The sequence below is a fragment of the Haloferax sp. ATB1 genome (assembly GCF_000730175.1).
In genome coordinates this window covers 45,967-58,817 of the sequence record NZ_JPES01000088.1, presented here as the reverse complement: position 1 = coordinate 58,817, position 12,851 = coordinate 45,967, and the positions used below count along the sequence as shown (strand labels likewise).

The window sequence follows — 12,851 nt, the reverse complement described above, 5'->3', positions numbered from 1 at the left end:
AGGTTCTTAGCTTAACTGAGGCGACTCAGTCAAGTCCTGTTACTAACCGAATATCTCCACTATCATAAATCCTGTCTTCTGATTGGTTGAATTTTACCATTGATTCATTTCGCCAGACGAATAGAGAGGTTTGATTTGATTCATCAACTGCTGTTAGATTTGAATTCCCTTTTGACACCCACAAGCCAGGTTCATAAACCGCAATCTGTCCATCATAGTACTCACTAGTCCAATCACTTGCAGTAAACTGGCTAGAAGTATAATGTCCTTCAGAGAGGGTCGTTGACTCGGGATCTGAAACAAGGACGTGTGGAGGAATCGCTAACAATTGTGTAATAATGAGTGCACAAACTAATATCGATGCGAGGGTAGTCCGTCTGTTTGGGCGTGATATCATCTCTGAATTGCATAGGATAACTAAAGCGGAAACTACCAAGAACGGAACAAAGACTATCAGAAACCGAATTGGATCCAGAGGAATAATTCTACCTGTCACAAGAGATATTGAGTATAGAAGACCAATAATTCCAGCAAATACAGTCCACGAAGTTACCCACGATGGTCTCTGTCTTTTAGATAATGTACCGTAAGCTGCAATTAGTGCTAACGCACCTAACACCCCAACTGCAGACGTTGTAATCGCTCCGCGGATTGAGCTTGAACCTTCCCCAATGCGTCCTGATGCTTCTCCACCCCCTCCACCACCTTTCATGATGGATTGGATCAAGTCTACAGTAACCCACCTTGTAAGATCTGGAACAAAATATGCCAATATGAATATAAAAATACACATCCCCACAAATAGGGATATTACTGGAGGTAGTCCAACTTCATTCAGTTCTATGTTTTTGAAGCGTGAGGGAACAATGTTTGAGCTAGTGACTGACCCAATAGTATACCATACGCTTATAAATAAAAGTGCAAACAGCGACACTGTGTGGTGTGTTAATGTAATCGATCCTAAGAGCAGGAGAATGAGAATGCTACGTCGTCGATTCTGAGCCATCAGCAACACAAAAGTCAGTGTGAAGAAAAGGGCAATTGCGAGTGTTTCGTCTAAAAACTTGGCCTCAAATAGTAGTAGTGACCGTGTACTGGCAAAACCCATTGCAGATATAAATGCTGTCCGTGTATGCACTTTTCGAGATACTGCAAGATACACCATTGTTGGGGTGACACCAGAAATTAACGGTAGGTACTTCCCTACATCGAGAATCGAATGGCCAATTACTCTTTCAATTACATTCGTCAATGCATAGAAAGCTGGCCAAGATGTGGTGAGTGACATGAATTCAGAAATCCCTTGACTGTTGGAAAAAGATAGATGCGCGGGGATTGTGTACGAGTATGGGTCATAACCAAAGAACCCGATTTCGACTGGATCAATTACAATTAGCATCGTGAAGATTGGAGTGAGAAAGAGAAAAATGATATGCGTAGTTTTTTTCAGATCAGCTAGCACTGCTGTGATGATTGGGATGAAGTAGAGACTAATCAAGAGGAGGTAACCAATTCCATGTGGTACTGATGCCTTAGGGACTAATAGACCAATAGCAGCTACTGCTAATATATTAAAATATATGACTAATATCTTTCTATCTATCATTGGTATGGGGTCTTAGTTGATGATGGTCGGCGAAATCTCGATAGAAATAGACAGATGTCAACTGCGGAGGCTATTGATGTAGGACAATATGATAGTCCATATTGATTACTCTTTTTCGAAGGCTCCACCATACATCCATATTGAACATCGCCTATATTAATTCTATTCGGTAATTGTATGCTTTTAATCAACGAAATATGTGTTCACTAGATCTATACTCAAACAGATTGTTGTTTAAATTGCTGTTTTAAATTCAGGCTTGGTTCAACGACAAATATTTCACGTAGTAGGTGAATTAGCATGCATGTCGCTTGTCAGTGCAATAATACCGACATATAACCAAAGTGAAGAACTAGAAAGAGCTGTGAAAAGTGTTCTTGAACAGACGTACCCAGATATCGAGATTATCATAGTCGACGACGCATCAAATGACGAGACTCAAAAAATTATTGAAAAGTATACGGATAAATGCGAACAGATAACGTCTCGTACTCATATTCGAAATAGAGGCGGAGCTGCGGCAAGGAATACGGGAATAGACGCTGCAAGCGGCGATCTAATTGCATTTCTTGATTCTGACGACACATGGAATAAAGAAAAAATCAGTAAGCAAGTGAAAAAGATTCAAAGCACTACTTCTGACTGCGTATATTGTGGAATAGACTATCAGCAATCGGGGAGAGCAAAACGAATTAGAACATTTATCCGGAGAGCGTTCAAACTGCGCCAAGATCGAGGCGTTAGAGAGGGCGGAGAAGACTTGATTCCAGAGATACTCTCAATGCAGTTTGATTTAGGTGGTACGTCAACACTGTTACTGACTGCAGACGTTGTGAGCAGGGTCAATGGTTTTGACGAACGGTTCGATCGGCACCAAGATTGGGAGTTCATGCTCCGAGTCTTGAAAAACCATAAACTTTCATATGTCGATGAAAAGTTAGTGAATAAGTTTGAGACTGGCAGGCCTTCGGCAGATAAAATATACGGTGCAAAAAAGTTATATTTCAATAAATTCTCAGAAGAGATAAGGTCTGCAGAGCAATCTGGTTATGAAGTGGTTCGAAACCACCGCCTCCACTTAGCTCAATCATATTTGATACAGGGTGAATTTAGCGAAGCAATCGAATGGCTGATAAAATTAAACCTCGATCTTAGTGATTTTCCGATACTGGTTTGGTACACGCTTATCGGACTTGGGAGGTTGAGGAACGGAAAAGATACACATCTTGAATAGACAGTACGTACGGTGAGTGTAAAGAAGTCAGACCGGTATCCGTTGCGATGAGGTTAGTGTCGAGGTTTTAAATCAAATTAATAGGCTCGCCCACCCATCGAGTTCACTAGTTTTATCGTTTTTTCGTCTACTGGATTTCGTTGTCGAATTAATTTGGGGAGATTGCTGATTAGCTCGAACACTGAGCTCATCAATAATTGGATGTCAAATTGGGACCGATAAAGGAGTTGGCCAGTCCAGACGAACAATGAGAGTAAGATAAGTCTAGCAGGTAAGTTCCGTATTGCTAGTGCAATTCTATTTGTGAAATTTTCTTGTAGCACCTTCTTGTCAGTAAATCGTCCCTTTGGATCCTCAAAATGGGTGACTACATGGTTAGGATAATAACGAATATCATATCCAAAATCAATTGATCTCAAACACAAATCTAACTCCTCGGTACCATAATCGAATAGATCTGGGTAATACCCTACATTTTCAAATAGCTCTTTTCGAATAATGTTTCCACAACCTGTGAATAATGTCGTATTGGATGGGCTTTCCGGATGATCATTGGGAGGCCTCATTTGGGCACGGAAAAATGGTACTTTCTTCTCTAAATCACTCACAGGAAGTGGGAATTCAGTTTCGAAAGTTTTCGCATTTACCACATGTAGAGCTGCAATACCTAAGTCATCATCCTGTTCAAAATCATTTACAATGTCTGCAATTAATTGGGGGTCAGATAATATTGCATCATCATCAAGCGTTACTATATAATCTCCATCTGCTAGTTGATAACCAAGGTTTCGAGCATTTATGACACCCATTCGGACGGGTTTGTGTATGTACCTGACCTTTTCTAGGTCGAACTCTCCACCTTTCACAAATTTTTCTTCTGGTCCTGATGTGCTATTCGAGATGACTATTATCTCAAAATTCTCATATCTTTGTTTTAATATACTCTTGATTGCCCTCTCAAGTTCAGAACTTCGGTTATATGTTGCAACAACATACGAAACTAATGGATTCGAATCGCTCATTTTAGAGCCAATCTACATACATGTAGGAATTCCCAAGTATAAGTAGTTGTGGGGGACCTGAGACGCAATTAATTGGTGAGGGCTCTGTTGAAATTCTCTCGCCATCTGGCGATTTGCTGAGACGCTAGTTTCCAACTGTATCTGGTGAATCCCGGGAGAAGAATCCTTCTCCTCAATGTCACTGCTAGAGGAATTCAACAGAGCCTTGGTGAGTAATAGTGTGCTTCATATCTCAAATAGAATTCAAAAGCTATTCTCACAAATTCATTTTGAAATGTCAATGAATATATCTTCAAGATTCTCAACAGTGTTTTTTATGTTGAAGTCAGAGACGATTGTCTCACGAGCACGTGCCCCAATTGTACTAGTATCTGACTCAATAGCTGACCGAATTATTTCAATGAATCTGGGGGACACCATTTTTCCACAACGCGTGTCTGCTACAAATCCATTTGAACTGTGATTAATTAGTTCTGTCGTGCTGTTAACTCGACCGAGAATTGGGACCGTTTCCATTGCCATTGCCTCCATAGCAGCAACCGGAATTCCGTCCCGGTCCCCATTAGAGGCGACAACAGATGGCAATAAAAAGAATTCTGCAGCATCTAACTCGCTTATTAGTTCATCGTCTGTCACATGGTCCAGCAGTGTCACGTGATCAGATATCCCAAATGATTCGATTGCTGATCGGATCTCCTCCTCATTCGGCCCTCCTCCAATGATATGCCACTCAATATCTGGATAGTCTGAGACAAGCTCAGAGATTGCTGCAACCCCGTACGCCAGTCCTTTCTTTTCAACAAATCTGGAGACAGTCACGAAGCGGTTCGTGACTGTTTCATCTGTTGGTGTGAATTTTTCAGAGCGAATACCACAATGAACAACCTGAACGTGTGTGTGTGTGCGGTTTTGCAGATAACGACGATGGGCATCAGAGATAGTGAGAACCCGGTCAAGAGAGGACATACGTTCCGAAAGTGAGTCGTTCATATCATCTCGCCATATGTCATATGCATGGGCTGTTGTCGTTGTTGGAATATTCAGCGCCGAACCTGCGAATTGCGCCCCTAGTGACTGAGATGCTAAAAAGTGCGCATGGATAATTTCAGGACACCACTCTAGCGCATCAATAAATGATTGGATTTCTGCGCCTCTAATTAAACCCTTTGCCAATTCACGTGGTTCTGAGGCCAATCCTTGTGCTGTTTCTAAAGTTGGGATAAGGTGCTTTCCGAGTGAGCTTGCACGAAAAAGGTCTTTTGGATGTAACTCAGAGGCCGTTGAATATCCCGCTGTGATCTGCTTCTGACTAAATTCTGTGTGTTGTATCTCTGAATCACCTTTATTAATCGAAAAGACTGCAACGTTATGCCCTCTGTCGGACAATTCCACAACCTCATTCAGTATGAAGCTCTCAGAGAGCTTGGGCCACGTGTTGACCACATATAGAATGTTCATACATCGACATTACCTTTCGAATAAATAAAGCTTCCACCAAATGCAATCTGCACGAAGAGAGTTACAAGTTCAGTATGCCCGGTCTCTACCTGTGACGCTATTGATGGTGGTATTTTTGCTCTTTCTGGCGGGTTAATTTCACTTATCAAATAGTTCCTCGGAACGTCGAGACCAACGATGAAAATTCGTACCTCGATATATTTTCGATCCCGAGCATCACGCCGATGTAGATTACAACGCCGATAATTACAAGCGCACCAAGTTGGAGAACCCCGGTACCAGTGATAACCATCCGATCAAGCCCAATTACAGCAAGACCCATTATGACACTACCTGTGAGCGGGCACATGAGCAAAAACAACAGCCGCGACAGTGACGCTTCGGTCACGTCTATAACCATATAGATGACGAGTGGCTGAACGAGAACCGCGTTTACGACAACTGCCCCCGCGACACCGAGCAGTCCGAACTCCGTGGCTGCGGGATAAATCACAACCACGAGAATCGCGACCTTGAGCGCCTGGATCTTGGTGCCAATCTCGGGCCGGCCAACGGCTTTGAAAAGCGCTCCCGTCGATGCACCGAAAGACCGAATTGCCCCCCAAAACGCGAGCGCTTGCATCACTGGAATCGCCGCTTCCCACTGCTCACCGAGCACAGCTAGGACGAATTGCGGAGCAATAGCGATAACTCCGGCCGCCATCGGGAACCCGGCGATGGTCGTCAGATGAAGAACTCGAAAGTACCCCTCGCGAAGTTGAGCGGTGTCGTTTTGGACCTTTGAGAACGCTGGGAATGCAACACGAGAGATCACTTGGGTGACCTCAGTTGCGGGAGCATTCGAGAAGCGATACGCAAGTTGGTAGAGTCCAAGTGCGGACGCGCTAAAGAACCATCCGATAAAGACATCGTCTCCTTGTCCGTATAGGAATACGAGTATCCCCGAGGCAAACATCCACTTTCCAAACTCAAACATCTCGCCGGCATACTCTCTGTTAAATTCAATCCCCGGACGATAGTCGTGGATAGCATATGACAGAATCACCATGACAACTCGTCCGGCGAGCAATCCGGCGAGAAGTGCCCAAACACTCTGATACACAAGAGCGGTTGCGACGGCAACGAGAATGTCAATTGTGCGCCCGCCGACTTTGTAGATGAACTCTTTGTGAAAATGGAGGTCCTTCTGGAAATAGACAATGGCTGGGTTTTGAATGCCGAGCAGCAGGGGTGAGAAGCCGATTACTTGGATGATTCCAGCTGCTTCTGGTTCTCCGAATGCTTGGGCGAGCAGTGGTCCCGATGCAATCGTGATCGTGGCGATAACTGCACCGCGGGCAATTTTCATGAGCCACAGCGTGTTGAGATATTCGTCGATATTATCAGACTCATGCTGGACGAGGGCCGAATCGAATCCCAAATTCGAAAACTGCTGAAGAGCTCCGAGAACTAGCAGTGCAACTCCGAGAAGGCCGAATGCCTCCGGTGAGAGGATTCGAGCTAGAATGATTACGTTGAGGAGTTGGAGGGCACGGTCGGCGACGTTGATTCCGGCAGCCCATATACCGCTCTGGATGGCCATCTGCTTAGTTGATCCACCAGCCGTTAGACGACGGTATAGCGCTCGGAGATATTCACGCATCCAGACTAAAAACTCCATTTAAGATGCAATAAATGACTGTGATCACGTATAGCCGAGATCGGCCAGCTTTTTTGTAACGGCTTCTGATGGCGAGTCTCGCCGAGGTTTTGATCGGACCTCGTAGTCTTTCTCGATAGACTCTTTCCCTGTCTCATCGTCATCAATGACGAACCACGGCACTTGTCGGATGAGTAGTGAATCTTCCTCGTGGAGATACCTTCCGCGTTCGCCAAGATGCTCTCCGTGGTCACCTGTGATCACAACCGGGCAATCGACACGGCGAACGAGCCGGACAACCTCTTCAAGCACCCGTTCGAGATTGTCCCGGTACGCCTGCCGAAGTTTCGCCTCGGAAATCTCTTCCTGTTGGATGCGTCTGTAAATTCGTTGTGTGGGGCGGTCGATGTCGTTTTTGAGTAGGGACCGCATCTCGTCGGGGTTTTCGTCCCAAGGGAGTATCTCTGTCGCTCCAATGTAGGGCGCATGTGGCTGCGAATAGTGAGCAACCACACGTGTCGCATCCGGCTCAGATACATGGGCAAGGGCGGCATCAGTAACTCGTTCAGGGGGAACGGTTCCGCATGCGGCGTTCCAGTCGGTCTCCCACAACGGGATGAGCCGACGAATATGCTCTGTCGGCCGATAATCCATCTCACGTAAGTCGAAATAGAAATCCGAGACTACTGGCATTGATGACAGGTACGTAAGGTCATCGTCACGCGTCCATGTCCGCTGTGTATATTCGGCAGTCCACCGGCCAGAGGCCCATACATTCTGAATTTTCCCTTCCAAGTGGGATCCAATGTGGTCGTGGAAGATGTCGAACCGACATGCGTCAAGAATGACTAACAAGAAATCGTCATTTTCTACGAACTCGTGGATAAGCGGCCTCTGCTGAGGAATGCCCTGGAACCGCCGATATGCCTCAAACACCCCACGGGTAGTGTGGTACTTGAGACGGTGAGTCACATAGGAGAGGGCACCTATTGATGTATCAATAACATTGTTGCCAGCATTAGTCATCAATCTATTCTCTAATCCTTATTTTGAAAACACTTTCCCATGGGCAGTTATTGCCATTTGTTCATCAAAATAACTATTAGTTGAGAGAATATACACTACCATTGTGAATCAAAATAATCCAAACAAACTAACATTCTCAAATTTGAGTGTGTGACTAATTTTGGTTGTTTACCTGCTCGTAGATATGAGCACACAATTATAGCTCATCAGTCAGGTTAGCAGTCTCCGCCTGAGTTCTGCATTCCATCGGAAGCTGTGTAAGAGGTCTATTATTAAATAACCGTCTTCAATACGAGAGTGTTTTGCAACAATATGTATTAGCAAAGAGGGAATTGCTGATTAGTCTGGTGATGGTTAGTCATCTACTTCGAGGTCAAGATGTGAGTCAAAAGAGTAAAATCTTGATTATATATCGATTATAGCTATCATGGTGGGTATCTGATAAACGATATCCCAAGCGCTCGATTGAGAACCGCAAAAGAAACGCGTTTTCAGTATTTGATGGGAACGCAACGAGAGAAGAGTTGTCGGGTTATTCCCCAACCGACCCCAACAGGAACGACCCAAAGACCATCTGCAACCCGACCACGACAGCCACGGTCGCAACGACGTCAGCAACGGCAATCGGAAGCGCACTAAAGCCGCTCGAAACCCACGTAACGGCCAAGAACCCACCGTAGGCCAGCCCACAGAGCAACACGACAGACCCAATCGTCGCCCCTCGTTCTAACGAAATCCGCTTCGTGAACCAGGTCGTAAACGGATCGCTAGCCCCCCGAACCGGGTCAGACGAAACCGTCGAGAACGCCCCGAACAGCATCAACTGGAACCCAGCGAGGGTCAACAACCCGCCGCCAATCCCTGTGTGAATCCCGAACTGTGCGCCACCGAGCTCCAGGCCACTCCACGCCAGCACGAGCGACAACACCCCAATCACCGAAAGCCCGAACCCAGGCGCGGAAAACAGGTACCCCGGCGCGTTCACGAGCATGAACCGGACGTGTCGCCAGCCGTCGGGGAAACTCTCCAGGTTCGCCTCGCCCTCGCGGGGATGGTACGTAATCGGCTTCTCAGCGATCTCTAAATCCTTCGCGCCGGCCTCCATGATCATCTCCGAGGCGAACTCCATGCCCGTCGACGAACACTCCATGGTCTCCCAGGCCTCGCGACTAAACACGCGCATCCCCGAGTGCGCGTCGCTCACCCCAGCGCCGTAGAACACGTTCAGGAACTTCGTCAACAGCGGATTCCCGACGTGTTCGTGCAGCGGCGGCATCGACCCGGGGAGGATTTCACCTTCGAGCCGCGAGCCCATGGCCATGTCGGCCTCGCCCGACCGAACGAGATTCAACAGCTTGGGAAGCTCTTCGAAGTCGTAGGTGCAGTCGGCGTCGCCCATGGCGATGTAGTCGCCGCGGACGCGCTCGAAGGCGTACAGGTAGGCGTAGCCGTAGCCCTTGCCGTCGGGTTCGATGACGATGGCTCCGTTTTCGTCGGCGATCTCGGGCGTGCGGTCGGTCGAGCTGTCGGCGACGACGACCTCGCCGTAGACCTGGAGGTCTTCGAGGGCGGCTTTGACCCACTCGATACACTGGGCGATGCCACCTTCTTCGTTGAGGGTGGGCATGACGACCGAGAGGGTGGGGGTGACCTCACTGTCCGCCGAGAGGAGTAGTTCGTCTCCGCTAAGTTGGATGTCCGAGGCAGACTGCCCGTTCGTCGCTCCCTGCTGTGGAGCGTCTACGGGGGGTTCTGATTGGGATTTCGTGCTCATTTACTGGATTCCTCCGTATCGCTATCGGGTGTGCCTGCGAGGGGCGGCAAGCCTACACACTCCGAGTTGACGCGTACTATCAGATAGACGAAAGCACACTCATAAAGCGTTTGGCCTCTTACTTGTCTGAGGGTATGTTAGGTCTTACAGGGCATTTAGATTGTTCTGGTCGGCTACCAGTGTGTCGGTATCTCACGGAAAAGCGACTGTCAGCCGGAGAGATATAACGACCATATCGGTGTTAGAACAACTGTGTGAACTGTCTCGCGTTCCGACGGGCGTCTCGATTCGACGAAGAAAAGCGATGACGGCGTGGTTACTGCGGTGCGGTCTGGGAGTGCAGGGTGGCAGAGTTCGATCCGGATTCGGAGGTCCAGACGACGCGGATGGACTCGCCGTCCCAGACGGCGTCCCCGGTTGCGTTCTTCACGACCGTCGCGGAGCTACCGGCTCCGACGGTCGTCGGGAAATCATCGCTGAACGAGTAATCGTCGGTCGTATCGGCGGCGACGCCGGTTCCGTCGACGGACACGGTGAGGCGGTCCGCCGAGATGCTGGTCCCGGATTCGTGCGTGATGACGAGCTGGGCGTCGGTGTCGGTGTCGGATACGTCGTTGTCAAAGTCGAAGCTGAAACTCGCCTGTGGGGACGTGTCACCGACTTGGTCGCCGAGGCCGAGGACGAACGTGCCGATGACGGCCGCGAGGATGACGGTAATCGCGACCATCAGAATCACACCGATGACCGGTGAGACGGCGGATTCGTCTTTGAAGAGGGTTGTGAGTTGCATTTGAATGTCCTGTGCCCGGACAGGGGGTGACCGGCGGGCGATGGCGGTCGAGCCGCGAAATCGGGTGCGACGCCTGTCGACCGTGTGCGATCTGCCTGTGGGGCTTACCCACTCATTCGGTGGGAGTGCTATTAAAGACAGATTGAGCGACTGTCACAGCAGGCAGACAGTCTCTCTCAGTGGTCTGTGGCTATCACGGACCCGGAGCCAAAATCGCGATTCGCCACCGAACTGGCTCGCCTCAAGTGAGTAGTTGCTGAACGACGTGCGCGGACTGCCGTGGCGTTCGTGACGGGGTCGGCTGTCCCGTGGCCCTCCGTGACGCCGCTCCGGCTGCTGTGAGCGCACCCACGCGGACGCAAATAATCAGATTCAGATATATTCTGTTCAGCTAGTAAAATTGGGGCCGTCTATATCGCCACTTTATATTGACACCTAGTATCCTGCAATCATATGGAAAAAACTGGAATAAGTAATCTATGAAGCATAATAACTCGACTAACATACGATATCAGAACAAAAACCACCGACTCAGATTACTGTAATTCATGTATGGAAACAATATATATCTGAATTATATTATACTATTGATACTATTGTTCGAACTACCAACGCGACTATTTCCACACCGGAGACGAAGAAACGGTAAGGTCACCGACCCGTCTCCAAGCGAGTCCCTTGGTATACAGACTAATGTGGCTGCGGTGAGAAAGACGTCAGTCGGCGTCGTTCTGTTCCGCTCGTTCGGTCACCTCGTCCCACGCACAGAGTTGGAGCGCATTCCGGAGGTGGAAGTTCTTCTCGTCGGGGTCCTCGGTTTCGAGCGCCTTGTACAGGTGGACCTTGGTCTGTTCGACGAACGTTGACTGCTCACTCATCGCTGTGGCGTCCCCACTCATCGGTCGTTCCCCGTCCGGGTACGTTCCGAGTACCGCGACGTATGATATCGTACAACCCAACCATCATGTCTAATAGCTAATCTAATCTAAAAAGTGTTTCTAGACCGTCTACCTCTTATGTGGTGTCTTCTCGGTGCGCTCTAATTCGAACCGAGGCGCTGATATTTCTTCTACACGAAAACGCGGAGATCTGACATCCAGTCGGCTTGAGGCAGTCGAAATGAGACTCGGTCCAAGGTGTCCGAATGAAACGGTCCGTGGTACTAGTCGCGAGCGAACCCGACTTGGTAGTAGTCGGGCGTCTCGGGGCAGTCCTTTTCCTTTCGGGTCCAGCGGTAGGTGCTGTCCGTGTCGATGCTGTTGTCCCGCGTATAGATCCGAAGCAGTTCCCCTTCGAGCGGGCCGCTCTCGTATTTGAAGTTCCACCACGGGAACGGAAGCGCGCCGCCTTTGCCCGGGGGGAACCGTCCGCCTTGACCCTCACACCGGAACGGAAGCGAATCGTCGCGACAGGAACCGTCAGGCGTCTGGTTATCGCACGACTCGACTTCGAGGATGACGAACGACTCGTCCGGGTAGTACTCGTCTTCCTTGACGATCGCTTGGCCGCCTTTGCCGTTCGCGGCCGCCGTCCCCGTCGCGAGCAGGAGCGCCCCCGTTCCGGCCGACGCTTGCAGCACTCGTCGACGTGTGACCCCGTCGCGAGAGCCAGACTGTGCCCGATCGGCCGCCGGTTCGTCCGGCGAATTTGACAGTGGCATCATGCAGTCCACTCGGACAGTTCTAATCAAGATTCCGTCAGACAACTGTTCGTCGCCTGTCGTGTCGCCACGACGCTAAATTTATAATAATTGTTGATGTAGTATCCATGTAGGGGGATAACAGATGTACAACCAACATGGGGGCGTGCCTGACGACGACCAACCGACACAGCAAGTGGTCCAGCCCGCACAGATCGACGCGACTGAGCGGTACGTCTGTAGTCTGATCGGCCTCGGCGCGGTGGCGGCGGTACTGTTTCTGTTTTATCCGCTCTTGCTCGCGGTCACGCGGCCGCTCCACCTGTTGTCGATTACCGCCCTCGTCTTCGTCCTCGCAACGGTCTGGCTGGTCGTCTGGTTGGGGTCGGAACTGGTCTGGGAGTGGCAAACTGGTCGACTCTTTCCTTGAGCTATCTTTCTAGCACAATTCGTCGCTGACGGCGGGACAGCTCTATTATATCAGATGACTATTAATTCCTGTTCCTGCCCACTGACCCTCCTACTCGCTGTATTAGGCAGACCTAAAAATCGACGCATTTTTATCTATTTAGGCGAGCCTAAAACTCGCATGACATCGAAATTCGACCCGAAGAACGGTGTATTAGTTGGATTAGTAACGGTTATTTGTTTACTCACGGTTGG

General features: G+C 48.9%; 12 protein-coding genes. 2 read left to right on the top strand and 10 right to left on the bottom strand.

Features of this window, described 5'->3' with window-relative positions; all coding sequences use genetic code 11:
* Nucleotides 1-25: 25 nt before the first annotated feature.
* Nucleotides 26-1,606, bottom strand: a complete 1,581-nt coding sequence (locus ATB1_RS21710) for a hypothetical protein (protein WP_128081479.1) — start codon at nt 1,604-1,606, stop codon at nt 26-28.
* Nucleotides 1,607-1,910: 304 nt separating this feature from the next.
* On the opposite strand from ATB1_RS21710, the gene ATB1_RS14680 reads away from it, so the two are divergent.
* On the top strand, nt 1,911-2,840 hold the full coding sequence (locus tag ATB1_RS14680; RefSeq protein ID WP_052368020.1) for a glycosyltransferase family 2 protein: 930 nt from the start codon (nt 1,911-1,913) through the stop codon (nt 2,838-2,840).
* Between the two features lie 77 nt (nt 2,841-2,917).
* On the opposite strand, the gene ATB1_RS21010 is transcribed toward ATB1_RS14680, so the two are convergent.
* The 9 genes from ATB1_RS21010 to ATB1_RS14655 all read right to left on the bottom strand — a co-directional run bounded on the left by ATB1_RS21010 (nt 2,918) and on the right by ATB1_RS14655 (nt 12,209).
* The gene (locus tag ATB1_RS21010) at nt 2,918-3,862 is read right to left on the bottom strand and encodes a glycosyltransferase family 2 protein (RefSeq protein WP_082256438.1); all 945 of its coding nucleotides are present in this window, start codon (nt 3,860-3,862) and stop codon (nt 2,918-2,920) included.
* 264 nt (nt 3,863-4,126) lie between these two features.
* Nucleotides 4,127-5,320 (bottom strand): glycosyltransferase, encoded by a 1,194-nt coding sequence (locus ATB1_RS21005; protein WP_082256437.1) that lies wholly within the window; start codon nt 5,318-5,320, stop codon nt 4,127-4,129.
* Nucleotides 5,317-5,469 (bottom strand): hypothetical protein, encoded by a 153-nt coding sequence (locus ATB1_RS22075; protein ID WP_157837754.1) that lies wholly within the window; start codon nt 5,467-5,469, stop codon nt 5,317-5,319. Before ATB1_RS22075 ends, ATB1_RS21005 begins: the two co-directional genes overlap by 4 nt.
* On the bottom strand, nt 5,466-6,902 hold the full coding sequence (locus tag ATB1_RS14675; protein WP_241768275.1) for a lipopolysaccharide biosynthesis protein: 1,437 nt from the start codon (nt 6,900-6,902) through the stop codon (nt 5,466-5,468). The genes ATB1_RS22075 and ATB1_RS14675 overlap by 4 nt, the downstream gene beginning before the upstream one ends.
* Before the next feature lie 102 nt (nt 6,903-7,004).
* Nucleotides 7,005-7,985 carry a hypothetical protein gene (locus tag ATB1_RS14670; protein ID WP_042665013.1) on the bottom strand — a complete coding sequence of 327 codons (981 nt, stop codon included), beginning with the start codon at nt 7,983-7,985 and terminating at the stop codon, nt 7,005-7,007.
* 532 nt (nt 7,986-8,517) lie between these two features.
* Nucleotides 8,518-9,759: a low-salt glycan biosynthesis hexosyltransferase Agl6 gene (gene agl6, locus ATB1_RS14665; protein ID WP_042665010.1), complete on the bottom strand. Its 1,242-nt coding sequence runs from the start codon at nt 9,757-9,759 to the stop codon at nt 8,518-8,520.
* Between the two features lie 316 nt (nt 9,760-10,075).
* A complete protein-coding gene (locus ATB1_RS14660) occupies nt 10,076-10,549 on the bottom strand; it encodes a type IV pilin (protein WP_042665008.1) in 474 nt (157 codons plus the stop codon).
* Between the two features lie 716 nt (nt 10,550-11,265).
* Nucleotides 11,266-11,427 (bottom strand): hypothetical protein, encoded by a 162-nt coding sequence (locus tag ATB1_RS22495; protein WP_198526117.1) that lies wholly within the window; start codon nt 11,425-11,427, stop codon nt 11,266-11,268.
* 284 nt (nt 11,428-11,711) lie between these two features.
* Nucleotides 11,712-12,209, bottom strand: coding sequence for a hypothetical protein (locus ATB1_RS14655; protein ID WP_241768274.1), 498 nt, complete (start codon nt 12,207-12,209; stop codon nt 11,712-11,714).
* 124 nt (nt 12,210-12,333) lie between these two features.
* Between ATB1_RS14655 and ATB1_RS14650 the strand changes: the two genes are divergently transcribed.
* Nucleotides 12,334-12,618: a hypothetical protein gene (locus ATB1_RS14650; protein ID WP_042665003.1), complete on the top strand. Its 285-nt coding sequence runs from the start codon at nt 12,334-12,336 to the stop codon at nt 12,616-12,618.
* The last annotated feature ends 233 nt before the right edge of the window (nt 12,619-12,851 follow it).